The organism is Amycolatopsis viridis (assembly GCF_011758765.1).
GTDB classification, from domain to species: Bacteria; Actinomycetota; Actinomycetes; order Mycobacteriales; family Pseudonocardiaceae; genus Amycolatopsis_E; species Amycolatopsis_E viridis.
The window spans coordinates 445,755-468,762 of the sequence record NZ_JAANOU010000001.1 but is presented as its reverse complement, the minus strand read 5'-3'; the positions used below and the strand labels follow the sequence as shown (position 1 = coordinate 468,762).

Genomic DNA, 23,008 nt, shown 5'->3' with positions numbered 1-23,008 from the left:
GGCGTAGGACTCGCTGGATACCGGGACGATCGTACCGGTAGTTTGACCGCATGGTCGCCTATTTGCTTCTCGCTCTGGCCATCGCGGCCGAGGTCACCGCTACTGTTTCGATGAAGTTGTCGGAGGGCTTCACCAAACTGTGGCCCTCGCTGCTCGTGGTGGCCGGGTACCTCGTCGCGTTCGCCGCGCTCGCGAGCGTGCTCAAGCGCGGGATGCCGGTCGGGGTGGCGTACGCGATCTGGGCGGCAGTGGGCGTCGCGGCCGTCGCACTGATCGGGGTGCTGTTCCTCGGGGAGACGATCAACGTGACGATCGTGGCCGGGCTGGCGCTGGTGATCGGCGGAGTCGTGCTGATCGAGGTGGGCTCGGCGTGAAGCCGCAGCGCGACGGCCGCCGGGCGCGCGGCGAGAAGCGGCGGCAGGAGATCATCGACGCCACGCTGCGGGTGATCGAGCGGGACGGGGTCGCCGGGGTCACGCACCGGACGGTGGCCGTGGAGGCCGGGGTGCCCACGACCTCGACGACCTACCACTTCGAGACTCTGGACGACCTGCTGATCGCGACGCTGATCTCGTGCGCCCGCGACATGGCGACCGAGGTTTACTGGACGATCGACCGGGCCCGCTCCCGGGGCAGCCGCGGGGCATCCGAAGTGGCCACGCTCCTCGCGGAGGCGCTCGGACCGCGGCGCGGCCGGACGATGGCGGAGTACGAGCTGTACCTGCTGGCCGCGCGGCGACCGGAGTTGCGGCCCGCCGCGCGGCGGTGGCTGGACGTGCTGACGTCGATGGTGCGGCCGGACGACCTGGTGGCGCTGCGGGTGTTCCTGGCCGGCATCGACGGCCTGCTGATCCAGGGCCTGATCGACGACGAGCCGCCGAGCGCGGAAGAGCTGCGACCGACCGTGGAGTACCTTCTCAAACCTCGTTGAACGGGCAACCAAACGCCGTTCAAGGACGTCCCACATCCCGTGGATATGGACATGAACGTCGTCATCTTCCAGATCAAGGGCAGGGAGGACGATCTGGCCCGGGGAGTGGCGCCGGCGAAGGACGAGGACGCCGTCCGGCAGGCGTGGCGCCAGGTGCAGGCGGAACGCAACATCCAGGCCGCCGACGTGACCCGGGTGCACTGCCTCTGGCAGCCCTCCCGGGTGGACCGGGTCTTCCTGGCCGGGATGTTCGGCCGCGTCGAGCGAACCCACCAGTTCGACCGCCCCGAGGGTGACGACTGGACTGCGGCGCTGGCACACGCCGCCGAGGTGATGGCGCGGACCGCCGAGGAAGCAGCGCAGGAGCGCGCCGAGGAGACGGTCACGGACGACGGGGACGACGGGGAATGGCTGCCCGTCCTGCGCACCCACGACAGCCAGTTGCAGCACTACGCCGCCCTGCCGGTGGTGGCGGGCAGGCTCTACCTCGGCTTCGCGCGGACCACGGTCACCCCCGCCGGCCGGGTCGGCATGCTCCACCTGCTGCGGAACACGGTCGAGGAGATGGGCGAGGAGGAGTACCTGGCGCTGGCGGGCGAAGCGATGGCCAACCTCAAGCGGGGGCTCTTCGTCCGGACGTACACCGATGAGGAGAAGGGCACCCTGCTCACCCTGGGCCGCGGCGACGACGACCTGTGCGCCGGGTCGGCGATCGTGCTGGACGACTTCCACCAGAACGCCGCCGGGAAGGTCGGCGAGGACAGCGTGGTGGTGGGGTTGCTGAGCCCGGACCACATCGTCGTGGCGGGTGCGAGCTCGGGCTGGGCCGAGGAGATCGAGGAGTGGGTGCGCACCTCGCCCGACACGAGCGGCGACCTGGTGCCCTGCGCACTGCGGCTCGACGGCTCGCCGGACATCGAAATCATCGCCGAGCGCCCGGCCGGCCGGCTACCCGCCGACGCCACCGCCTGAGCTGCCGGTGCCGCGGTGGCGCCGCCGGCCCGCGACGCCACCGCGCGGCGCGTCAGCCCTTGTTCTCGTACACCGGGGTGATCGTCGCCCGGCCGACGGTCGTGCCGAACATGTTGAAGCCGAGGAAGGCCGGCGTCGCACCGTCGGGCAGGTCCAGCGACTCGACGTTCAGGGCGTGCACGACGAAGAAGTACCGGTGCGGACCGTGCCCGGGCGGCGGCGCCGCGCCCAGGAACTGCCGCACCCCGCCGTCGTTGGTGAGCGTCACGGCGCCCGGCGGCAGGCCGGAGCCGTCACCGGCGCCGGAGGACAGCTCGGTCACCGAGGCGGGAATGTTGTAGACGGCCCAGTGCCAGAAGCCGCTGGCGGTCGGGGCGTCCGGGTCGTAGCAGGTCACCGCGAAGCTCTTCGTCTCCGCGGGGAAGCCCTCCCACGCCAGGTGCGGTGACCGGTCGGCGCCACCCGGGACGCCGAAGATGCCGCTCAGCTGCGGAGCGGGGAGCGTCTCCCCGTCCGCGACGTCGTCGCTGCGGACGGTGAAGGACGGCACCGACGGCAGGAATTCGTAGGGGTTCGGTGGCTGTGGCATCGATTCCTCCTCGTCACAGTGTGGCCGCGGTGGCCGCTGATCACCCTAGTGCGATTCCGGGTGACCCCCGGGTGGAACCGGGGGCTTCCCCGATACCGGCGGCCCACCGCGTGCCATAGCGTGATCCACAACGAAAACGTGATCCGGGAGGACGCAATGGGGAAGCCTGCACTCGCGATCGGCGGGGTCGCCTTGATCGTCGCCGGAGCCGGGATCGCGCTGGCGTGGAACGGGTGGCACATCTCCGATCGCGCCGAGGTCCAGCAGAGCGTGACCCAGTCGATCTCGTCGGTGCAGGTCGACAACCTCTCCGGCGACGTGCGGATCCGGGTCGAGGACACCGCCACGACCTCGGTGCACCAGACGTTCCACTACGACGGCGCCCAGCCGGACCGGGCCTACCGCGTCAACGGGACGCAGCTCGTCCTGGACGGCTGCGGCAACGACTGCACGGCCGACTACGACGTCGTCGTTCCCCGCGGCACCACCGTCGCCGGGACGGTCACGTCCGGCAACCTGCAGGTGTACGGCGTCGCATCGGCCGACCTGGGCGCCGTCTCCGGCAACATCGAGGTCGCCGACGTCGCCGGCCCGGTGACCGTGCACACCCAGTCCGGGAACATCGAGGTGCGGCTGAGCGTCCCGGAGGACGTCCGGGCCGAAGCCCTCAGCGGGAACGTCCGGGTCCTCGTGCCGCCGGACCGCTACCGGGTGACCGGGGACACCACGAGCGGCGCCCGGACCGTCGGCGTGGTGCAGGACCCGTCCGCCCAGCACGTCCTCGAGCTCAACAGCACCAGCGGCGATGTGTCGGTGGCGCCGGCTTGATCGCCCGGGAAGTTTCCGAGACGCCGGGAACAACGGCGCGAACCCGCTCGTTACCCTGTCAGAAAGGTTGAGCGAGTAGCACTCAAGTCTGGTTGACGCCCATCGCGCGCCCGAGATAGAACTTGAGTGGGAAGCGCTCAACGCGGGCGCGAAACCGCAGCTCGAGAAGCTGCGCACCAGGCATACCAGGAGGGAACACACCATGGCGCGAGCGGTCGGCATCGACCTCGGCACGACCAACTCGGTCGTCGCTGTCCTGGAGGGCGGCGAGCCGACGGTCATCGCCAACTCCGAAGGCTCCCGGACCACCCCGTCCATCGTCGCGTTCGCCAAGAACGGCGAGGTGCTGGTCGGCCAGCCGGCGAAGAACCAGGCCGTCACCAACGTCGACCGGACGATCCGGTCCGTGAAGCGGCACATCGGCACCGACTGGAAGACCGAGATCGACGGCAAGGCCTACACGGCGCAGGAGATCAGCGCCCGCGTGCTGATGAAGCTCAAGCGCGACGCCGAGGCCTACCTCGGTGAGGAGATCACCGACGCGGTCATCACCGTCCCCGCCTACTTCGAGGACGCGCAGCGGCAGGCCACCAAGGAGGCCGGGCAGATCGCCGGCCTGAACGTGCTCCGCATCGTCAACGAGCCGACCGCGGCCGCCCTGGCCTACGGCCTGGACAAGGGCGAGAAGGAGCAGACCATCCTGGTCTTCGACCTCGGTGGCGGCACCTTCGACGTCTCGCTGCTGGAGATCGGCGAGGGCGTCGTCGAGGTCCGCGCCACCAGCGGTGACAACCACCTCGGTGGTGACGACTGGGACCAGCGGATCGTCGACTGGCTGGTGGACAAGTTCAAGGCCAGCCACGGCATCGACCTGACCAAGGACCGGATGGCGCTCCAGCGCATCCGCGAGGCGGCGGAGAAGGCGAAGATCGAGCTGTCCAGCTCGAGCAGCGCCAACATCAACCTGCCCTACATCACCGTCGACGCGGACAAGAACCCGCTGTTCCTGGACGAGAACCTGTCCCGTGCCGAGTTCCAGCGGATCACCTCCGACCTGCTGGACCGCACCAAGGCGCCGTTCAACAACGTCATCCGCGACGCGGGCATCTCGGTCGGCCAGATCGACCACGTGGTGCTCGTCGGCGGTTCCACCCGCATGCCGGCCGTGTCCGACCTGGTCAAGGAGCTGACCGGCGGCAAGGAGCCGAACAAGGGCGTGAACCCGGACGAGGTCGTCGCCGTCGGCGCGGCGCTGCAGGCCGGTGTGCTCAAGGGTGAGGTCAAGGACGTCCTGCTGCTCGACGTGACCCCGCTGTCGCTGGGCATCGAGACCAAGGGCGGCGTGTTCACCAAGCTCATCGAGCGCAACACGACCATCCCGACCAAGCGCTCGGAGATCTTCTCCACGGCGGACGACAACCAGCCGTCGGTGCAGATCCAGGTGTTCCAGGGCGAGCGCGAGATCGCCGCGCACAACAAGAAGCTCGGCATGTTCGAGCTGACCGGTATCCCGCCGGCCCCGCGCGGCGTGCCGCAGATCGAGGTCACCTTCGACATCGACGCGAACGGCATCGTGCACGTCACCGCGAAGGACCTGGGCACCAACAAGGAACAGTCGATGACCATCACCGGTGGCTCCGCGCTGCCGAAGGAGGACATCGACCGGATGGTCAAGGACGCCGAGGCGCACGCGGAGGAGGACCGCAAGCGCCGCGAGGAGGCCGAGACCCGCAACCAGGCCGAGACGCTGGTCTACCAGACCGAGAAGTTCGTCAAGGACAACGACGACAAGCTGCCCGAGGACCTCAAGGGCAAGGTCAAGACCGCGATCGACGAGGCCAACGAGGCGCTCAAGGGCACCGACACGGCCAAGATCAAGGAAGCCATCGAGAAGCTGAACACCGCGTCGCAGGAGCTGGGCACCGCCCTGTACGCGAACGCGCAGCAGTCCGGCGGCGCCACTCCGGGCGGCGACCCGGGTGCGGCCGGCGCGTCGGGCGCGTCGGGTTCGTCCGAGGGCAAGGGCGCGGATGACGTGGTGGACGCCGAGATCGTGGACGAGGACGAGAAGAAGTGACGGGACGCCACTCGAACGAGATCGACGAGCAGGAGCCGGTCACCGAGCCCCTGGTCGTCCGGGACCGGCGCAAGATCGACCCGGAGACCGGTCAGGTGCGGACCCAGCCGGAGGCTGCCGGGGCGTCCGCCCAGGACGCCCCGGCGGCCCCTGCCGGGCCGTCGCTCGGCGAGTCCATCGTGGACGAGTCGGTGGCCGCCCCGTCCGAGGTCGAGAAGGAGCTCGCGGAGCGCACCGCCGACCTGCAGCGCCTGCAGGCGGAGTTCGCGAACTACCGCAAGCGGGTGGACCGCGACCGGGAGGCCGTGGTCTCCGCGGCGAAGGCCACCGTGGTGGGCGAGCTGCTCCCGCTGCTCGACGACTTCGAGCGGGCCGAGCAGCACGGTGATCTCACCGGTGCGTTCAAGGCGGTCGCGGACAAGCTGGTCGCGAGCCTGCAGCGGATCGGGCTCGAGCCGTTCGGCGCGGAGGGCGACCCCTTCGACCCGAGCGTGCACGAGGCCGTGCAGCACAGCACCTCGCCGGACGTGTCCGGGCCGACGGTGACGACGGTGCTGCGCCGCGGTTACCGGTTCGGGGACCGCACGCTGCGAGCCGCGCTGGTGGGCGTCACCGACCACGAGCCGGGCGACGCCCCGGTCGAGGGTGAGCTACCCGTCGAGCAGTTGCCGGATGAGAACACCCAGCAGTAGCACTGTTCCCACAGCGAGAGGAGGAGACGTCCGGTGAGTGCACGGGAGTGGATCGGCAAGGACTTCTACCGTGAGCTGGGCGTCTCCTCCGACGCTTCGCAGGACGAGATCAAGAAGGCCTACCGCAAGCTGGCGCGGGCGAACCACCCGGACGCCAACCCGGGCAACACGGAGGCCGAGCAGAAGTTCAAGGCCGTCTCCGAGGCGTACGGCGTCCTGTCGGATCCGGCCAAGCGCAAGGAGTACGACGAGGCGCGGCGGCTGTTCGGGTCGGGCGGCGGCCCCGGTGGCTTCGGCTTCCCGGGTGCCGGCGGCGGCGCGGGCGGCTTCGACCTCGGCGACATCTTCGGCCAGACCGCGGGTGCGCAGGGCGGCTTCGGCGGGCTCGGCGACATCCTCGGCGGCCTGTTCGGCCGGCGCGGCCAGCAGGGCACGGCGGCCCGCGGCCAGCGCGGCGCCGACGTCGAGACGGACGTGCGGATCGACTTCACCGAGGCGGTGCAGGGCGCGACCCTGCCGCTGCGGCTGTCCAGCCCGGCTACCTGCTCGACCTGCCACGGCAACGGTGCCCGTCCGGGCACCTCGCCGCGCACGTGCCCCACCTGCCAGGGGTCCGGGCTGGTGAGCCGCAGCCAGGGGGCGTTCGCGTTCTCCGAGCCGTGCCGCGACTGCCGTGGCCGCGGCCGCATCATCGACGACCCGTGCCCGGAGTGCGGTGGCGAGGGTGTGAGCGTCCAGACGCGCACGCTGACGGTGCGGGTGCCGGCCGGGGTGGACGACAACCAGCGCATCCGGCTGGCCGGCCAGGGTGAACCGGGCCGGGGCGGCGCCGCGGCCGGTGACCTCTACGTCCGGGTGCACGTGAACCCGGATCCGGTGTTCGGCCGCTCGGGCAACGACCTGACGATCACGGTCCCGGTGGCCTACCACGAGCTGGCGCTCGGCACGACGATCACGGTGCCGACGCTGGACGGGAAGGTCTCGGTGAAGGTGCCCGCGGGCACCGGCAGCGGCCGGGTCCTGCGGGTGCGCGGCAAGGGCATCCGCAAGCGCGACGGTGCGCAGGGCGACCTGCTCGTCACGCTGCAGGTGGCCGTGCCGTCCCGGCTGGAGGCGGCGGAGCGGGAGGCGCTCGAGGCGTACGCGCAGATCGCCGGGAAGCAGGACCCGCGTCCGGAGATCACGAAACTGCTCCGGGAGAGGAGTTGATCGAGGTGTTCGGCGGATTGCCGCAGGGGGCGGACGAGGAGACCCCGGTCTTCGTGATTTCCGTGGCCGCGCAGCTGTCCGGACTGCACGCGCAGACGCTGCGGTCCTACGACCGGCTGGGCCTGGTGTCGCCGGGACGCACCGCGGGCGGCGGTCGGCGCTACTCGATGCGGGACATCGCGCTGCTGCGTGAGGTGCAGCGGTTGTCCCAGGAGGAGGGCGTCAACCTCGCGGGCATCAAGCGGATCATCGAACTGGAGAACCAGGTCGAGGCGCTACAGTCCCGGATCGCCGAACTGACCGAGGAGATCGCCACGGCGTACGCGGCAGCCGAGCAGGCCGCGGCGGCGGTGCACCGGTCCTACCGCAAGGATTTGGTGCCGATGAGGCAGGAGACGGCGCTGGTGGTCTGGAAACCACGCCGGCGGCGATGACCGTTTCGCCGAGGGGCTCGCACCGTGGTGGTGCGGGCCCCTCGGCGCGTCCGGGGGCGGGTCACCGGGTGGCGAGGGCGAGCCGCCCGTGCGGGGCTTCCCGCGGCCCGTCCACTGAAATGTCTACTGTGGACCACCCGGCGTCCCGCAGCACGTCGCGGACCTCGTCGTCGCTCTCGTAGAGCCGGTGACCGCCCCGTGGGAACTGCTGTTGCGAGATGGCCGGCATGTGGGGCCGCAACTGGTAGCCGAGCGCGAGCACGCCCCCCGGGGCGAGCGCGGCGTGCAGCCGGCCGAGCTGGGTTGCCGGGTCGGCGAGGAAGTACAGGACGTGGACCGCGACGATCAGGTCGACGGGCGCGAGTTCCAGGATCGCGGTGGTGTCGCCCCGCAGGAGCGTGAGCCGGCCGGCGCGGTGGGCCGCCGCGTTGCGGCGGCGCGCCTGCCGCAGCATCGCCTCGGAGCGGTCCACTCCCCACACCTGCGCGTGGGGGAACGCGTCGAGCAGCCGGGCGAGACCGAGTCCGGGGCCGGGTCCGAGCTCGGCTACGCGGCCGACCGCGGCCGGGTCGAGCCGCGCGGCGGTCGTGGCGACCACCCACGCGTTCAACCCGCCGTTGCCGAGGGCCATCATCCGGCCGGCGACCCGGCCGAGGGGTCCGGTGGGGTGGCTGAACTGCCGGGCCACCAGGGGTGGGCGGGTCATGGGCACCTCCAGGAAGTGGTGATGGGAACGCCCGCACCGGGCGGGCGGCACGCCACCGGCGCGCCGGTGCCGCGGAGTGCCATCTCCTCCGGAGCACGGGGAGCCGGGCCGACGTCGTGCTCCCGGGCCGCGGCCGCCTGCGAGCGGATGCCCGGCTCCCCGGCCGGCGTGCACGTCGCGGGCAGGTGGTGCCGGCACCGACCGCCTGCCGGAGCGCGGTCCGTCGGCGGACGGCTGGGCCGGTGACCGTGACGCCGCGCCGAACGCCGCCCCGCCTCGTGCGCGGCGGCGAGGAGCAGCGGATCGAGCACCGTCCGCCGCGGGCAGCGGTGGCGTGGGGTGGGGTTCGCGGCCGATCCACAGCGCTCGGTCGAGCATGACCGGGGTGCCGGCGGCCGGACCCATCCGCCATGGTGGCCTCCTGATAAAATTCATCCCGTTACGCTTCGGATGAATAATGGAAGGCTAGAACCGATTGTGGAGGACGTCAACGCCGGGCAGCCGCGCCGCCGCTACCACTCACCGCGGCGGGCGGCACAAGCGGCGCAGACCCGGCAGGCGATCCTCACCGCCGCGCGTGACCTGCTGGCGGAGTCGGGCTATCCGGCGATGACCGTCGCTCAGGTCGCGCGCCGCGCCGGGGTCGCGGTGGACACGGTGTACTCCTCCGTCGGCCGCAAGCCGCAGCTGCTGCACGCGCTGGCCGAGACCGCGCTGTCCGGCACCGACGCAGCCGTACCCGCCGCGGAGCGGGACTACGTGCAGCAGATCCGCGCCGCCACCGCTGCGCGCGACAAGATCGGCATCTACGCGCAGGCCGTCGCGCGGATCCAGCTGCGCCTGGCGCCGGTGTTCCTCGCGCTCGGCGATGCCGCCGCGACGGACCCGGCGACCACCGAGCTGTGGGACGACCTCACCGACCGCCGGGCACGCGACATCCACCGGTTCGCCGCGAACCTGCGCGCCACCGGGGAACTGCGCGGCGACCTGTCCGACGACGAGGTCGCCGACGTCATCTGGAGCATGGCCGCCGCCGAGTACTGGGTGCTGCTCGTGCACCGGCGCGGCTGGACACCCGACCGGTTCGCGCGCTGGCTCACCGACGCCTGGGCCCGGCTGCTGCTGGCGCCCTGAGCGTCAGCGGAGGTGCTCGGCGAAGAAGGCGAGCACCCGGCGCCAGGCGTCCTCGCTCGCGTCGCGGTCGTAGCTCATCCCGGCGATCTTGAGCAGCACGTCGACCGGGCCGGGGAACTGGTTCGCGAAGCTGTGCCCGGCTTCCGGGTACTCCACCACGTCGTGCGGGACACCGCGGGCCGACAGCTCCTCGTCCAGCTTCGCCGCGGCACCCTTCAGCCACCGGTCCTTCCCGCCGTAGGAAGCCACGACCGGGCAAGCTCCGTCCAAAGCGGACAGGTCATTGGGAAGGGGCCCGTAGTACGGCGCGGACGCGGCGAACCCGCGGGAGGCGGCCACCAGCGCGAACCCACCGCCCATGCAGAACCCCGCCACGCCGACGCGTCCCGTGCAGTCCGGCCGGGCGGCCAGCACGGACCGGGCGGCGGCGAGGTCGTCGAACGCGCGCCCGCGGCCGGCGGTCAGCTCCCGGAACACCGACCGCACGCACCGGACGAACCCGCCGCGCGAGTACAGGTCCGGGGCGAGCGCCACGAACCCCGCGGCGGCGAAGCGGTCGGTGATGTTCCGCGCGTCCCGCGACAGGCCCACCACGTCGTGCACCACCACGACCCCGGGCCACGGCGGCTCGCCGGCGACCAACCGCCCCGGCGTGGCCAGGTGCCCGCGGATGGTGCCGTCCGGGACCGGGATCTCCACGCGCGGACTCAGTCGATGGTGAACGGGTCGTAGCGGATCTGGTCGAGCGCGGTGCCGGCGACCAGCATGCGCGACACGGTCGCCCGGATCATCGCCGGTGAGCCCGCGACCAGCACGTCCCGCCCGGGCCACGCGCCGTACCGGGTCACCGCGTCGGCCAGGGTGCCCTCCTCGCCGCCGACCGGCCGCGGCCCGGACTCGACCACCGGCGTCACGGTCAGCCACGGGTTGCAGGAGGCGAGCATCCGCAACATCTCCAGCGCGTACAGGTCCTCCCACGTGCGGCCGCCGTAGAACAGGTGCACCTTCGGGTTCTCGCCCCAGTGGGACAGCTCGTCGAGCATCGACTGCATCGGCGCGACCCCGGTGCCGCCGGCGACCATCAGCACGTCCCGGCCGCTGTCCCGGTCCACGCCGAGCGTGCCGACCGGCGGCCCGAACCGCCACACGTCGCCCGGCTGGGTGTGGCTCACGATGGCCCGGGACACCCAGCCGCCCTCGATGGCGCGGATGTGGAACTCCACGGAGCCGTCCGGGCGGGGCGCGTTCGCCGGGGACAGGTACCGCCACAACCGCGGCCGTTGCGGCACCTCGACGCTCAGGTACTGCCCGGGGCGGAACGGGATGTGCTGGTCCGGCTCCAGCCGCACCATCGCCAGGTCCCAGGTCAGCCGCCGGTGCTCGGCCACCCGCGCGGACCAGTTCGGCGGGTTGGTGTCGGTGGCGGCCGCCTCCTGCATCTGGCGGGCGATGATCGTGAACGCCTCCGCCCACGCGCGTTCGACCTCGTCGGTCCAGTCGGGGCCGAGCTGGGTCTTCATCGCCGCGAGCAACGCGGTGCCCACCGCCTCGTAGTGGCTCGGCACGACCCCGAACTTGCGGTGGTCGCGGCCGAGCTGCCGCAGGAACGGCACCAGGTCGTCGGGCTGGTCGACCATCTGCACGACGTGGACCAGCGCGCGCACCATGCGGTTGCGCTGCACCTCCATGTTGATCGGGAAGAAGTCCCGCGTCGCCGGGGCGAGGGTGAACAGCATCCCGTAGAAGAACTGGGTCACCTCGGGCAGGTACGGCTCGGCCTTCGCCCAGGAGTCCCGGATCAGGCGCACCATCGCCGTGACGGCAGGCGGCGCCTGCCGGTGCACGGACCGGGGTACGGGACTGACGGGGCCGGCGGTCATGGCTGCGGGGCTGCTCCGGGGTGCTCGGTCATGCTCGCGATCGATTATTCATGAACGCGCAACCGCCGGCGCGCGCCACGCAGCAGCAGGCCAGAGCGCCCGTTGCCGCAGAAAACGATCATGAATAATCCACCCCGCTCCGTCAGTCACCGGCTCGCGAACGAGTTACCGGCCGGTCGCAGAGTATCCGGCCCGGATGCCGATCCACGCGAAGTTGCTCCTTCCGGGTGGTTCCGGAGAAGCCGCGGTCGTGGGACACATCACCTAGTTAGATAGTTGTGGCATACAACTACCGCCTCTATAGTTGTATGTGACAACCAACCGGGAGGTGGGTCCATGGGGGACCGCGAAGAGAAGGCCGTCCAGCTGATGCGCGCCCTGCGCGCGGCCGGACAGCTCCAGCACGCCTGGATCACCCAGTCCTGGCAGCGCGAGCACGACGGCCTGCACCCCGCGGCCGCCATGCTGCTCTCCGAACTCCACGTGCACGGCGAAAGCCGGCCGTCGGAACTGGCGAAACGCAAGATGGTCGACATCTCGGTGATCAGCAGGCAGATCGCCCAGCTCGCCGCTGCCGGCCTCATCGTGCGCAGGCCCGCGCCCGAGGACGGCCGGGCCAGCCTGATCAGCCTGTCCGAGACGGGCCTCGCCGAACTGGAGCGCTGGCGCGAACTGCACGTCGACTTCATCCAGCGCGCGCTCGCGGACTGGACCGACGACGAGGTCGAAGCGCTCACCGACCGGTTGACCGTGATGAACCAAGGACTGCGCGAGGCCCTCGGCCACGCGCCGGACTCCTGCCCGTCCGCCCCGGCGGAGAAGAGGAAGTGATCGCAGAAGTGAGCACCACAGCGAACCAGGAGGCGATGACACCGCGCCAGGTCGGGCGCGCGTTCGCCGGCCTGCTACTGGCGCTGCTGGTCGCCGTGCTGTCCTCCACGATCGTCTCGAACGCACTCCCGACGATCCTGGCCGACCTCGACGGCTCGCAGAGCCAGTACACCTGGGTGGTCACCGCCACCCTGCTGGCCTCGACGGCGAGCACCCCGATCTGGGGCAAGCTGTCGGACCTGTTCAGCAAGAAGATGCTGTACCAGCTGTCGATCGTCATCTTCACGGCCGGCTCGGTGCTCGGCGGCATTTCCCAGTCCATGCCCGAGCTGATCGCGTTCCGCGCGGTCCAGGGTCTGGGCCTCGGCGGCATGCAGGCGCTGGTCCAGGTCGTGATCGCGGCGATGATCTCCCCGCGCGACCGCGGCCGCTACAGCGGCTACATCGGCGCGGTGTTCGCGCTGGCGACGGTCGCCGGACCGCTGCTGGGTGGTGTGATCGTGGACTCGCCGCTCGGCTGGCGCTGGAACTTCTGGATCACCGTCCCGGTCGCGGTGGCGGCGTTCATCGTCCTGGGCAAGACCCTGCACCTGCCGGTGCTCAAGCGCCAGGTGAAGATCGACTGGCTGGGCGCGACCCTGCTCGTCGGCGGCGTCTCGCTGCTGCTGATCTGGGTGTCCCTGGCCGGCGGCAGCTTCGCCTGGTGGTCCTGGTCGACGCTGTGCTACGTGGCGGGCGCGGTCGTGGCGCTGGCACTGGCGGTGCTCGTCGAATCGCGGGTCTCGGACCCGGTGATCCCGCTACGGTTGTTCCGCAACCGCACCTTCACCCTCGCGGTGATCGGCAGCCTGTCGGTCGGCACGGCGATGTTCGGCGGCGCGGTGTTCCTCGGGCAGTACTACCAGCTCTCCCGCGGCTACTCGCCCACGCACGCCGGTCTGATGACCATCCCGATGATGCTGGGGCTGTTCCTGTCCTCGACGATCGCCGGCCAGGTCATCTCGCGCACCGGCAAGACCAAGGGGTGGATGCTCGGCGGCGCGGTGCTGCTGGTCGCGAGCCTGTTCCTGCTCAGCAGCATCGACCACCAGACCAACCTGGTACTGATGGGCGCCTACCTGGCGCTGCTCGGCCTCGGCGTCGGCGCGCTGATGCAGAACCTGGTGCTGGTCGTGCAGAACACGGTGGCGATGAAGGACATGGGTTCCTCGTCGTCGGTGGTCACCTTCTTCCGCACGCTGGGTGGTTCGGCCGGGGTGTCGGCCCTGGGCGCCCTGCTCGGCGTGAAGGTCAGCGATCACGTGTCCAGCGCGCTCGCCGCGATGGGCATCCACGCCGGCGCCGCGAGCGCGGGCAGCAGCCTGAACCTCGCGGCGCTGCCGGAGCCGATCCAGTCGATCGTGCGGGCCGCCTACGGCGACAGCATCGGCTCGATCTTCTTCGCCGGCGGGATCATCGCCGTGGTCACGCTGATCGCGGTGGTGTTCATGAAGGAGGTGCCGCTGCGCCGCAGCCTCGACCTGAGCGAGCAGACCGGCGACACCGGGACGGCCACGCCGGTGCCCTCCGGCTCGTCGGTGCACGGCGTGGTGACCGGCCCGTCGGGCCGTCCGCTGGCCGGTGCCGCGCTGACGCTGACCGACGGGTCGGGGCAGCAGGTGGCGCGGACGTTGACCGCGGCGGACGGCAGCTACCGGCTCACCGCTGCGCCGGACGCCACCTACCTGCTGATCGCGGCTGCCGCCCGGTTCCAGCCCAGCGCCGCGATGGTCACCGTCGACGGGCAGCCGCTGCGGCGGGACCTCGAGATGGCGAGCGCCGGTGGGCTGAGCGGCGTGGTTCGCTCGGCGAGCGGGCAGCCGGTTGGTGGCGCGACGCTCGTGCTGACCGACGACCAGGGCGAGGTCGTCTCGTCGCTGGTCACCGGCGGGGACGGGTGGTACCGCGTCGACGACGTGCCCGGCGGCGTGCACACGTTGACCGTCACGGCGCCGGGCCACCAGCCGGTCGCCGTGCCGCTGGTGACCATCGAGGGCGGGCAGACCACGCACGACGTCGACCTGGTGCCGACCGCGCGGCTCAGCGGTGTCGTCCGGGCCGGCCGCGACGACCGGCCGATCGCCGAGGCCCAGGTGACGCTGCTCGACGCGGCCGGCGAGGTGGTCGCGATGACCCTGACCGACGAGGCGGGCCGGTACGCCTTCACCGACCTCCCCGCGGGCGACTACACGCTCGTGACCAGCGGTTACGCCCCGGTGGCCGCGCCGCTCGAGGTCGTCGCCGGCGCCCCGCTGGCGCGTGACGTGGAACTGACGCATCCGTCGAACTGCTGACTCAGCAGCGGTCGAGTGATTCTTCGGTAACTTCATCGGCGAACCTCATGGCCGAGTTGAGCAGAAAAGGGACACGCATGTCAGGTGCGCGCATTGTGTTGAAGCGCGACGTGAGCAGGGATCAGGTGGGTTATGTCGCCTACGACAAGAAGTGGCACATTCACTCGGCCACCCGGGAGAGCGAATCCCCGCAACGTCAGGTCTGGGTGACAAAGGACGGCGGAACGGTCATCACATTTCTCGAGGACCCCTACCTCGAACTCCGGTACCTCGTTGTCCAAGGAGCGCAAGCGGCGGAGGCCGCTCAAATTCTCCGGTCCGCGCTCCCTTGCTGGACCATCGAGGAATCCTTTGAATTTCTTCGAACCGCGCGCACCTCCGATGAGAAGATCCACGCCGTTTATCTGACCGCGGCCTCCGCACCGAGTAACGAAGACCCGCAAATCGTAACGGCCATCCAGGAACTCGCACGTGACCGGCACGCCGATGTGCGCCAAGCGCTCCTCGTGGCTATGGGTTATCTGGCGAGCTGGTCGATCGTGCGCTCCGTTGCGCGTTTTCTCAAGGAAAACGACCCGGACCACGATGTTCGCCGCAGCGCAGAACATCTGCTGGAAGGGCTGGGCCTGCCGAAGGCGACCTGACACCGGTCGATGCCGGCGTGGCCGGCGACCGCTCACCGCGCGACGTCCCAGCTCACCCGGCTTCACACAGCATCGGCAGTGACCGGCACGGGTCCCTCTGGTCAGCGGGGACCTCCAACCCGTGATCCCCGACGTCCACCGGACTCGCGAAGGCCGCCTCTGTCCCCCGCAAGCTGTCTCCTGGCTCTTCCGAAGAAGTTGAGGTTGAGCGGAACACACTCAAGTTTGTTGCCGTTGTACTTGTCGAGGGACCTGGAGGAGGGTCTCCGGCAGGCAGTCGCGACATGGAGTGTGGGATGGACGCTTTCAACCCGACGACGAAGACCCAGCAGGCGATTTCGTCGGCGGCGCAGGCGGCGACCGTGGCGGGCAACCCCAGCGTCACCGCCGCACACCTGCTCGGTGCGTTGCTCGCGCAGGGCGACGGGCTGGCCGGCCCGCTGCTGACGGCGGTGGGCGCCGACCCGCGTCAGGTGCACAAGGAGCTGGAGCCGATCACGCAGGCACTGCCCTCGGCGACCGGCGCGACCGTGTCCAACCCGCAGTTCGACCCGCCCGCGGTCAAGTCGCTGACGCACGCGCAGAAGCTCGCCACCGAACTGGGTGACGAGTACGTCTCCACGGAACACCTGATGGTGGGTCTGGCGGCCGAGGGCGGTCAGGTGGCCGACCTGCTCAAGCGGCACGGCGCCACGCCGGACGCGCTGCGCGAGGCGTTCACCAAGGTGCGCGGTTCCGCCCGCATCACCAGCCCCGACCCGGAGGGCACGTTCCAGGCGCTGGAGAAGTACGGCGTCGACCTGACCGACCGCGCCCGCAAGGGCGAGCTGGACCCGGTGATCGGCCGGGACGCCGAGATCCGCCGCGTGGTCCAGGTGCTGTCGCGGCGCACGAAGAACAACCCCGTGCTGATCGGTGAGCCGGGCGTCGGCAAGACTGCGATCGTCGAGGGACTGGCCCAGCGGATCGTGGCCGGTGACGTCCCGGAGTCGTTGCGCGGCAAGCGGGTCGTGGCACTGGACCTGGGTTCGATGGTCGCCGGCGCGAAGTACCGCGGCGAGTTCGAGGAGCGCCTCAAGGCCGTGCTCAAGGAGATCACCGAGTCGGCCGGTCAGGTCATCACGTTCATCGACGAGCTGCACACCATCGTCGGCGCCGGCGCGACCGGTGAAGGCGCGATGGACGCCGGCAACATGATCAAGCCGATGCTCGCCCGCGGCGAGCTGCGCATGGTCGGCGCGACCACCCTGGACGAGTACCGCCAGCACATCGAGAAGGACGCCGCCCTGGAGCGGCGCTTCCAGCAGGTGCTGGTCGGCGAGCCATCGGTGGAGGACACCATCGGCATCCTGCGCGGCCTCAAAGAGCGCTACGAGGTGCACCACGGTGTCCGCATCACCGACGCCGCGCTGGTGTCGGCCGCGACGCTGTCCGACCGCTACATCACCGCGCGGTTCCTCCCGGACAAGGCGATCGACCTGGTCGACGAGGCCGCGTCCCGGCTCCGCATGGAGATCGACTCCCGGCCCGTCGAGATCGACGAGGTCGAGCGCGCCGTGCGGCGCCTGGAGATCGAGGAGATGGCCCTGGCCAAGGAGGAGGACCCGGCCTCGATCGAGCGGCTGGCCGCGCTGCGCGCCGAGCTGGCCGAGAAGCGCGAGGAGCTGTCCGCCCTCACCGCCCGCTGGCAGAACGAGAAGGGCTCGATCGAGAAGGTCCGCGAGCTCAAGGAACAGCTGGAGCAGCTGCGCGGCGAGGCCGACCGGGCCGAGCGCGACGCCGACCTGGGCCGCGCGGCCGAGCTGCGGTACGGCCGGATCCCGGCGCTGGAGAAGGAGCTGGAGGAGGCGCAGCGCAACTCCGCGGACAGCTCGTCCGGGGCCGACGTCATGCTCAAGGAAGAGGTCGGCAGCGACGACGTGGCCGACGTGGTCTCCGCCTGGACCGGCATCCCGGCCGGCCGCCTGCTCGAGGGCGAGACCGGCAAGCTGCTCCGGATGGAGGAGGAGCTCGGCAGGCGGGTCGTCGGCCAGCGCGAGGCCGTGCAGGCGGTGTCGGACGCGGTGCGGCGCACGCGCGCCGGGGTCGCCGACCCGGACCGGCCGACCGGCTCCTTCCTGTTCCTCGGCCCGACCGGGGTCGGCAAGACCGAGCTGGCCAAGGCGCTGGCGGAGTTCCTGTTCGACGACGAGCGCGCGATGACCCGCATCGACATGAGCGAGTACAGCGAGAAGCACAGCGTCGCGCGGCTGGTCGGCGCGCCCCCGGGGTACGTCGGCTACGACCAGGGCGGCCAGCTGACCGAGGCCGTGCGGCGGCGGCCGTACTCGGTGGTGCTGCTGGACGAGGTGGAGAAGGCGCACCCGGACGTGTTCGACGTGCTGCTGCAGGTGCTCGACGACGGCCGGCTGACCGACGGCCAGGGCCGCACGGTCGACTTCCGCAACACCATCCTGATCCTGACCTCGAACCTCGGTTCGCAGGCGATCGCGGACGCCTCGCTCGACGAGCGGCAGCGGCGGGATGCGGTGCTGTCCACGGTGCAGCGGCACTTCAAGCCGGAGTTCCTGAACCGGCTGGACGACATCGTCGTGTTCCACTCGCTGGACACCGAGCAGCTGACCTCCATTGTGGACATCCAGGTGGCGAAGCTGGCCCAGCGGCTGGCGCAGCGCCGGCTCAGCCTCGACGTCACCCCGGCCGCGCGCGACTGGCTCGCGCTCAACGGGTTCGACCCGATCTACGGTGCCCGCCCGCTGCGCCGGCTGGTGCAGTCGGCCATCGGTGACCAGCTGGCGAAGAAGCTGCTGGCCGGCGAGGTCCGGGACGGCGACACGGTCCGCGTGGACGTGCCCGACCTGGACTCCGGCGACACGCTGGTGGTCACCCGGGCGGACTAACGGGTTGCGACACGGGCCGCTGACCTTGGTTCAGCGGCCCAGCGCGCTACCCTCACCCCCGTGGGTATTCCGGCGTGGGTCTGGTTCGTCATCGCCGCCGTCGCACTGGTGGCGGGTCTGCTGCTGCTCGCCGTGGACCGGACCAGGGAGGGCTCCCGCAACCGGGAGCGGATGCGCTGGTCCGACCTGCGCGGATGGCAGTTCGCCGAGGAGGACGAGCGGCTCGTCCGGCAGTGGTCCGGTGGCGCGCTCGGCTACTTCCGGGCCGAGACGGCGGTCAACGTCGTCGTCGGGTCCACCTTCACCGCCGACGGCCGCCGCCCGGTGTTCGTGTTCGACATCGAAGCCGACGGGCAGATCCCGGCGGTCGTGGTGGCGGTGCGGTGCAACCGGGTGCACCCGGTGCTCGTCGAGCTGTGGCTGGCGAGCGTGCCGTTCCAGCGGTCGGACATGCCGGAGCTGCTCGGCCCGGTCGGCCAGCGGTACGCGTTCGCCGACGACCCGGAGGGCGCCCGCGCGGTCATCACCCAGGAGCTCGTGGACGCGGCCGACGCGCTCGGCGGGGACGTCGGCGTGGCGTGGCTGGAGAACGAGTGGGTGCTCGCCAGCGTCGCGCCGCAGGCCGGGCCGTCCCGGCTGGAGCGCCTGCTCCGCGACCTCGGCGAGATCGCCGACATCGTCGACCCGTTCGACGACGAGTACGCCGCCGGTGGACGGCACTGGCAGCCCGGCGATTCCGGGCAGCCCGGCCTGAGCACGCCGCCCGCCGGGCCGGTGCCGTGAGCACGGCGCTGGTCACCGGCGCGACCGCCGGTATCGGCGCCGCCTTCGCCCGCCGCCTCGCCGAGGAGGGCTACGACCTGGTCCTGGTCGCGCGGAACGCGGAGCGGCTGGAAGCGCTTGCCGGGGAGCTCGCGCAACGGCACCGGGTCACGGCCACCGCGCTGCCCGCGGACCTGGCCACCACGGACGGCCGGGCCGCCGTCGAGGCGCGGCTGGCCGCCGACCCGGTCGATCTGCTGGTCAACAACGCCGGTTTCGGCCTGGCGGGCGAGTTCTGGACCGCGCCGGTGGACGAGTTGCAGGCGCAGCTGGACGTGAACGTGACCGCGGTGCTGCGGCTGACGCGCGCGGCCCTGCCCGGCATGATCGAGCGTGGCCGCGGCGACATCATCAACGTCTCCAGTGTGGCCGGGTTCTTCTCCGGCCGCGGCTCGACGTACACGGCGAGCAAGAACTGGGTCACGTCGTTCACCGAGGGCATCGCCGCGGCACTGCCGGCCGGGATCCGGATGACGGCGCTGTGCCCCGGGTTCACCGAGACGGAGTTCCACGCGCGCGCCGGTCTGGCCAAGCCGGGCCCGAAGGCGTTCTGGCTCTCCCCCGACCGGGTGGTCGCCGAGGGCCTCGCGGACCTGCGGCGCGGGAAGGTCATCTCCGTTCCGTCGCCGCAGTACAAGGCGATCGTGGCGATCGGCGGCCTGCTGCCGCGGGGATTGCTGCGGCGCATCTCCAGCCTGGTCGCCGGCCGCGACCGCACCTAGCCCATCGTCTTCTGGCCGTCCAGGGACTCGCGGATGATGTCGGCGTGGCCGGCGTGCTGGGCGGTCTCGGCGATGATGTGCAGCAGCACCCGGCGCGCGGACCACGCCCGCTCGGTGTTCCAGGGCGCCTTCGGCAGCTCCTGGACCGCGTCCAGGTCCACGGTGGCGACCAGCTCGTCGGTGCGGCGCGCGACTTCCTCGTAAGCGGCGAGTACGCCCGCCAGTGTCTCGTCGGGCAGCAGCTTGAAGCCGTCCTCCCGCTGCTTGAAGTCCGCCTCGGTCATCTCCGCGAAGTTCGGCATCGCGGAGGCGCCCTCGACGATGAAGGCCGCCCAGTCCCGCTCGACCGACGTGACGTGCTTGATCAGCCCGCCCAGGCACAGCTCGCTCACGGTGGTCCGCAGGCGAGCCTGCTCGTCGGTCAGGCCGCGGGTGGTGAAGGTCAGGAAGAAGCGGTGCTTGGCGAGCGCGGCCAGCAGGTCGGCGCGCTCACCGGTGGTGGTCTCGGCGGTGGTCATCTCGTGTTCCCTTCCTCGTTTTCCCTGGTGAGACCACGATAGGTGGCATACCGGCCACTTTCTGGCCTGAATTGGGCGAGAATCGGAACCATGGCGAACACGAGCTCCCGGACGCTGCGGTTGCTGTCCCTGCTGCAGACCCACCGGTACTGGCCGGGCAGCGAGCTGGCGGACCGGCTGGGCGTCTCGCCGCGGACGCTGCGCCGCGACATCGACCGCCTGCGCGAGCTGGGATATCCGGTGGAGGCGCAGCGCGGCGTCGACGGTGGTTACCAGCTCGCCGCGGGCGCCTCGCTGCCGCCGCTCGTCGTGGACGACGACGAGGCGGTCGCGTTGACGGTCGGCCTCCAGACGGCCGCGCAGAACTCGGCCGACGGCCTCGCCGAGTCCTCGGTCCGGGCGCTGGCGAAGGTGACGCAGGTGATGCCGGCCCGCCTGCGCCGCCGGGTCGACGCGCTGCGGGAGATGACCGTGCCGGCCGTGTGGCCCGGCACCTCCGCGCCCCGCATCGACCCGGGCGTGCTCACCGCGATCGCACTCGCCTGCCGGGACGGCGAGCGCATCCGGTTCGCCTACACCGATGCCGGCGGCCGCGGGTCGGCGCGCGAGGTCGAACCGCTGCGGCTGGTCCCGCTGGGCCGCCAGTGGTACCTGGTCGCCTACGACCTGACCCGGCACGACTGGCGCAGCTTCCGCGTCGACCGGCTCAGCGAGCCACGCGGCACCGGTGCGCGGTTCCGGCCGCGGGAACTGCCCGCGGCCGACGCGGCCGAGTTCGTCCGCAACGCGCTCGGGGCGCTGCCGCGGCCGTACGAGGTGGAGGTCGTCGTCGAGCTGCCTGCCGCCGTGGTGCGGGACCGGATCGGCCGGTGGGCGACGGTCGAGGAGGCCGGCGCGGAGCACTGCCGGATCCGCATGACCACCGCCTCCCTGGACTGGCCCGCGCTGGCGCTCGGCTCGCTCGGCGCGGAGTTCCGGGTCGTCGGGCCGCCCGAGCTGCGGGACCAGCTGCGTGAGTGGGCCGCGCGGTTCGACCGGGCGTGCGCACGCGCGGGAATGTCGTAGCCGTGTGTAAGACTTCCGGACGTGGCTAACCCGGCGTTGGATCGAACCGCGAAGTTGGAACTGGCACGTCTCGTCACCGAGCTGTCGGTGGTGCACGGCAAGGTGGTGCTGGCCTCCGGCAAGGAGGCCGACTACTACATCGACCTGCGGCGGGCCACGCTGCACCACGCGGCGGCCCCGCTCATCGGCCGGCTCATGCGTCAGCTGACGGCCGACTGGGACTACGTGGCGGTGGGCGGGCTCACACTCGGCGCGGATCCGGTGGCGACCGCGATGCTGCACTCCGCCGCGGCCGACGGGAAGGTGCTCGACGCGTTCGTGGTGCGCAAGGCCACCAAGTCGCACGGCATGCAGCGCCGCATCGAGGGCATCGAGGTCGCCGGGCAGCGCGTGCTGGCGGTGGAGGACACCTCGACCACCGGCGGCAGCGTGCTGACCGCCGTCGAGGCGCTCACCGAGGCCGGGGCGACGGTGGTCGGCGTGGCGACGGTGGTCGACCGCGACACCGGTGCCCGTGAGGCCATTGAGAAGGAGGGCCTCACCTATCGCTACTTGCTGAACCTGGACGACCTCGGACTGTGATTACCGCCGCCCCCTAGGGGGAAACCCCGAAGTGATCTCCGGAATTCGAGTCGGCATTCCTACCTTGATCGGGAGTAATGTCGGGACCAGGGGATTCGCGGGAAGGGGGCGGCGTGACGACCGCTAGGGTGCTGGCCGACATCACGGTCGGGGTGCACATTCTGGCACTGCTTTACATCGGTCTCGGCGGGTTTCTCGCCTGGCGGTGGCCGCGCAGCATTTTCGTGCATGTGTTCTTCGCCATCTGGGGCGTGGCCGTGAACGTGTTACCGATCCCCTGCCCGCTCACCGCGCTCGAGGACTATTTCCGCGAGCTGCAGGGGCTCGGTCCGCTCCCCGGCGGGTTCAACGCCTACTACATCTACGGCACGGTGTTCCCGCGGTCGATGCTGCCGGTGGTGGCCGCGGTGGCGCTGGCGCTGGTGGTCTTCTCCTACGCGGGCGCGTACCTGCGCTGGAAGCACCGGGAACACCCGCCGGCACACGCGATGCGGCAGGCATAGGACACCACGCGAGGTCCGGGCGCTACGCGGAGAACGCCGAAAGATCACGGCATGCTCGCGCTCACCGGGAGGTTCCGGGATGCTCGGGAACTGCCTCAGGCGGCCCGGGCCGGTGGCCCGGCGGAGACCCTTCCGGGGACGCAGCCGATCGCGCCCGCGGGCGGCTCAGTGGTCGTTGGTGAAGGACTGCCTCGTGTCCGGGCCCCCTGCTGTGCCGTGGAACCGCAGCTCGATCCGCACTCCTTCCGGGAGGTCGTACGGCTTGCCCTCCGACGCCTGGTGCGTCTTGCAGCCCCCGTCGCCGGCTGTCCAGTTGGTGATGATGGAGCCGTTCTTCCACACCGCTAGAAACGCACCGAACGAGTTCCTCTTCGTGTCGCACAGTTTGATCACGTCGCCGTGCTCCTCGACGTACACCACTGCGGTGCCATCAGCGGCCCGCCAGATGTGGTCCCAGCCCCCGGGCGGGGAATAGGCGGCGGCCGCGGCGGTGCTGGTGCCGGCCAGCACCGCCGTGGCGGTCGCGGCGACGGCACCTGCGGCGAGCAAAGTCCTGCGGAGTTCCATCGTGCCGCCTTTCCGGTCGGGAGCGGAGCGCGAAAGTATCAGTTTGATCACTTGTCCCACAAGAGGATT

General features: G+C 71.1%; 24 protein-coding genes. 18 read left to right on the top strand and 6 right to left on the bottom strand.

Features of this window, described 5'->3' with window-relative positions:
* Positions 1–50 precede the first annotated feature (50 nt).
* The 3 genes from FHX46_RS02345 to FHX46_RS02335 are packed head-to-tail and all read left to right on the top strand — an operon-like array spanning position 51 to position 1,903.
* Positions 51–374, top strand: coding sequence for a DMT family transporter (locus tag FHX46_RS02345; RefSeq protein ID WP_167110223.1), 324 nt, complete (start codon positions 51–53; stop codon positions 372–374).
* Positions 371–931: a TetR/AcrR family transcriptional regulator gene (locus FHX46_RS02340; protein WP_167110221.1), complete on the top strand. Its 561-nt coding sequence runs from the start codon at positions 371–373 to the stop codon at positions 929–931. Before FHX46_RS02345 ends, FHX46_RS02340 begins: the two co-directional genes overlap by 4 nt.
* Before the next feature lie 51 nt (positions 932–982).
* A complete protein-coding gene (locus FHX46_RS02335) occupies positions 983–1,903 on the top strand; it encodes a hypothetical protein (protein WP_167110219.1) in 921 nt (306 codons plus the stop codon).
* Positions 1,904–1,955: 52 nt separating this feature from the next.
* On the opposite strand, the gene FHX46_RS02330 is transcribed toward FHX46_RS02335, so the two are convergent.
* Entirely contained in the window at positions 1,956–2,492 is a 537-nt protein-coding gene (locus FHX46_RS02330; RefSeq protein ID WP_167110217.1) for a YbhB/YbcL family Raf kinase inhibitor-like protein, read from the bottom strand.
* Positions 2,493–2,648: 156 nt separating this feature from the next.
* Between FHX46_RS02330 and FHX46_RS02325 the strand changes: the two genes are divergently transcribed.
* The 5 genes from FHX46_RS02325 to FHX46_RS02305 all read left to right on the top strand — a co-directional run bounded on the left by FHX46_RS02325 (position 2,649) and on the right by FHX46_RS02305 (position 7,732).
* Positions 2,649–3,320, top strand: coding sequence for a DUF4097 family beta strand repeat-containing protein (locus FHX46_RS02325; protein WP_167110215.1), 672 nt, complete (start codon positions 2,649–2,651; stop codon positions 3,318–3,320).
* A gap of 202 nt (positions 3,321–3,522) precedes the next feature.
* Positions 3,523–5,397 carry a molecular chaperone DnaK gene (gene dnaK / locus FHX46_RS02320; RefSeq protein WP_167110213.1) on the top strand — a complete coding sequence of 625 codons (1,875 nt, stop codon included), beginning with the start codon at positions 3,523–3,525 and terminating at the stop codon, positions 5,395–5,397.
* Positions 5,394–6,089 (top strand): nucleotide exchange factor GrpE, encoded by a 696-nt coding sequence (gene grpE / locus FHX46_RS02315; protein ID WP_167110211.1) that lies wholly within the window; start codon positions 5,394–5,396, stop codon positions 6,087–6,089. Before dnaK ends, grpE begins: the two co-directional genes overlap by 4 nt.
* A 33-nt stretch (positions 6,090–6,122) precedes the next feature.
* Entirely contained in the window at positions 6,123–7,298 is a 1,176-nt protein-coding gene (gene dnaJ, locus FHX46_RS02310; RefSeq protein ID WP_167110210.1) for a molecular chaperone DnaJ, read from the top strand.
* Entirely contained in the window at positions 7,295–7,732 is a 438-nt protein-coding gene (locus FHX46_RS02305) for a heat shock protein transcriptional repressor HspR (protein WP_243871208.1), read from the top strand. The genes dnaJ and FHX46_RS02305 overlap by 4 nt, the downstream gene beginning before the upstream one ends.
* 61 nt (positions 7,733–7,793) lie before the next feature.
* Here the strand turns inward: FHX46_RS02305 and FHX46_RS02300 are convergent, their stop codons facing one another.
* Entirely contained in the window at positions 7,794–8,438 is a 645-nt protein-coding gene (locus tag FHX46_RS02300; protein ID WP_167110208.1) for a class I SAM-dependent methyltransferase, read from the bottom strand.
* Between the two features lie 477 nt (positions 8,439–8,915).
* Here FHX46_RS02300 and FHX46_RS02295 point away from each other — a divergent pair, with 477 nt between their 5' ends.
* On the top strand, positions 8,916–9,572 hold the full coding sequence (locus tag FHX46_RS02295; RefSeq protein ID WP_313885998.1) for a TetR/AcrR family transcriptional regulator: 657 nt from the start codon (positions 8,916–8,918) through the stop codon (positions 9,570–9,572).
* A gap of 3 nt (positions 9,573–9,575) precedes the next feature.
* On the opposite strand, the gene FHX46_RS02290 is transcribed toward FHX46_RS02295, so the two are convergent.
* The gene (locus FHX46_RS02290; protein ID WP_167110204.1) at positions 9,576–10,271 is read right to left on the bottom strand and encodes a dienelactone hydrolase family protein; all 696 of its coding nucleotides are present in this window, start codon (positions 10,269–10,271) and stop codon (positions 9,576–9,578) included.
* 8 nt (positions 10,272–10,279) lie between these two features.
* Entirely contained in the window at positions 10,280–11,452 is a 1,173-nt protein-coding gene (locus FHX46_RS02285; RefSeq protein WP_208399973.1) for a globin domain-containing protein, read from the bottom strand.
* 336 nt (positions 11,453–11,788) lie between these two features.
* Between FHX46_RS02285 and FHX46_RS02280 the strand changes: the two genes are divergently transcribed.
* The 6 genes from FHX46_RS02280 to FHX46_RS02255 all read left to right on the top strand — a co-directional run bounded on the left by FHX46_RS02280 (position 11,789) and on the right by FHX46_RS02255 (position 19,704).
* Positions 11,789–12,283: a MarR family winged helix-turn-helix transcriptional regulator gene (locus tag FHX46_RS02280; RefSeq protein WP_167110200.1), complete on the top strand. Its 495-nt coding sequence runs from the start codon at positions 11,789–11,791 to the stop codon at positions 12,281–12,283.
* Positions 12,284–12,318: 35 nt separating this feature from the next.
* Positions 12,319–14,616, top strand: a complete 2,298-nt coding sequence (locus FHX46_RS02275) for an MFS transporter (RefSeq protein ID WP_208400441.1) — start codon at positions 12,319–12,321, stop codon at positions 14,614–14,616.
* A 47-nt stretch (positions 14,617–14,663) separates the two neighbouring features.
* A complete protein-coding gene (locus tag FHX46_RS02270) occupies positions 14,664–15,260 on the top strand; it encodes a HEAT repeat domain-containing protein (RefSeq protein WP_167110196.1) in 597 nt (198 codons plus the stop codon).
* A 296-nt stretch (positions 15,261–15,556) separates the two neighbouring features.
* Entirely contained in the window at positions 15,557–18,160 is a 2,604-nt protein-coding gene (clpB, locus tag FHX46_RS02265) for an ATP-dependent chaperone ClpB (protein ID WP_167110194.1), read from the top strand.
* Between the two features lie 60 nt (positions 18,161–18,220).
* Positions 18,221–18,943, top strand: coding sequence for a hypothetical protein (locus FHX46_RS02260; RefSeq protein ID WP_167110192.1), 723 nt, complete (start codon positions 18,221–18,223; stop codon positions 18,941–18,943).
* Positions 18,940–19,704, top strand: coding sequence for an SDR family NAD(P)-dependent oxidoreductase (locus FHX46_RS02255; protein WP_167110190.1), 765 nt, complete (start codon positions 18,940–18,942; stop codon positions 19,702–19,704). Before FHX46_RS02260 ends, FHX46_RS02255 begins: the two co-directional genes overlap by 4 nt.
* Here the strand turns inward: FHX46_RS02255 and FHX46_RS02250 are convergent.
* Positions 19,701–20,222 carry a DinB family protein gene (locus FHX46_RS02250; protein ID WP_167110188.1) on the bottom strand — a complete coding sequence of 174 codons (522 nt, stop codon included), beginning with the start codon at positions 20,220–20,222 and terminating at the stop codon, positions 19,701–19,703. The genes FHX46_RS02255 and FHX46_RS02250 overlap by 4 nt on opposite strands.
* A 90-nt stretch (positions 20,223–20,312) precedes the next feature.
* Here FHX46_RS02250 and FHX46_RS02245 point away from each other — a divergent pair, with 90 nt between their 5' ends.
* From FHX46_RS02245 to FHX46_RS02235, 3 genes are all read left to right on the top strand, one after another.
* Positions 20,313–21,287, top strand: coding sequence for a helix-turn-helix transcriptional regulator (locus tag FHX46_RS02245; protein ID WP_167110186.1), 975 nt, complete (start codon positions 20,313–20,315; stop codon positions 21,285–21,287).
* A gap of 21 nt (positions 21,288–21,308) precedes the next feature.
* Positions 21,309–21,869 carry an orotate phosphoribosyltransferase gene (gene pyrE, locus FHX46_RS02240; protein WP_167110183.1) on the top strand — a complete coding sequence of 187 codons (561 nt, stop codon included), beginning with the start codon at positions 21,309–21,311 and terminating at the stop codon, positions 21,867–21,869.
* Positions 21,870–21,946: 77 nt separating this feature from the next.
* On the top strand, positions 21,947–22,372 hold the full coding sequence (locus tag FHX46_RS02235; RefSeq protein ID WP_167110181.1) for a DUF2784 domain-containing protein: 426 nt from the start codon (positions 21,947–21,949) through the stop codon (positions 22,370–22,372).
* Positions 22,373–22,537: 165 nt separating this feature from the next.
* On the opposite strand, the gene FHX46_RS02230 is transcribed toward FHX46_RS02235, so the two are convergent.
* The gene (locus FHX46_RS02230; RefSeq protein ID WP_167110179.1) at positions 22,538–22,939 is read right to left on the bottom strand and encodes a hypothetical protein; all 402 of its coding nucleotides are present in this window, start codon (positions 22,937–22,939) and stop codon (positions 22,538–22,540) included.
* Between the last annotated feature and the right edge of the window lie 69 nt (positions 22,940–23,008).

What these genes read in the sequence shown, in the direction of transcription:
- FHX46_RS02330 (WP_167110217.1), bottom strand. Translation starts at nt 2,492, where the DNA reads ATGCCACAGCCACCGAACCCCTACGAATTCCTGCCGTCGGTGCCGTCC.
- dnaK (WP_167110213.1), top strand. Translation starts at nt 3,523, where the DNA reads ATGGCGCGAGCGGTCGGCATCGACCTCGGCACGACCAACTCGGTCGTC.
- FHX46_RS02300 (WP_167110208.1), bottom strand. Translation starts at nt 8,438, where the DNA reads ATGACCCGCCCACCCCTGGTGGCCCGGCAGTTCAGCCACCCCACCGGA.
- clpB (WP_167110194.1), top strand. Translation starts at nt 15,557, where the DNA reads ATGGACGCTTTCAACCCGACGACGAAGACCCAGCAGGCGATTTCGTCG.
- FHX46_RS02275 (WP_208400441.1), top strand. Translation starts at nt 12,319, where the DNA reads ATGACACCGCGCCAGGTCGGGCGCGCGTTCGCCGGCCTGCTACTGGCG.
- FHX46_RS02245 (WP_167110186.1), top strand. Translation starts at nt 20,313, where the DNA reads ATGGCGAACACGAGCTCCCGGACGCTGCGGTTGCTGTCCCTGCTGCAG.
- FHX46_RS02325 (WP_167110215.1), top strand. Translation starts at nt 2,649, where the DNA reads ATGGGGAAGCCTGCACTCGCGATCGGCGGGGTCGCCTTGATCGTCGCC.
- FHX46_RS02230 (WP_167110179.1), bottom strand. Translation starts at nt 22,939, where the DNA reads ATGGAACTCCGCAGGACTTTGCTCGCCGCAGGTGCCGTCGCCGCGACC.
- FHX46_RS02235 (WP_167110181.1), top strand. Translation starts at nt 21,947, where the DNA reads ATGTCGGGACCAGGGGATTCGCGGGAAGGGGGCGGCGTGACGACCGCT.
- FHX46_RS02280 (WP_167110200.1), top strand. Translation starts at nt 11,789, where the DNA reads ATGGGGGACCGCGAAGAGAAGGCCGTCCAGCTGATGCGCGCCCTGCGC.
- FHX46_RS02335 (WP_167110219.1), top strand. Translation starts at nt 983, where the DNA reads ATGAACGTCGTCATCTTCCAGATCAAGGGCAGGGAGGACGATCTGGCC.
- FHX46_RS02345 (WP_167110223.1), top strand. Translation starts at nt 51, where the DNA reads ATGGTCGCCTATTTGCTTCTCGCTCTGGCCATCGCGGCCGAGGTCACC.
- FHX46_RS02285 (WP_208399973.1), bottom strand. Translation starts at nt 11,452, where the DNA reads ATGACCGCCGGCCCCGTCAGTCCCGTACCCCGGTCCGTGCACCGGCAG.
- FHX46_RS02250 (WP_167110188.1), bottom strand. Translation starts at nt 20,222, where the DNA reads ATGACCACCGCCGAGACCACCACCGGTGAGCGCGCCGACCTGCTGGCC.
- FHX46_RS02270 (WP_167110196.1), top strand. Translation starts at nt 14,664, where the DNA reads ATGGCCGAGTTGAGCAGAAAAGGGACACGCATGTCAGGTGCGCGCATT.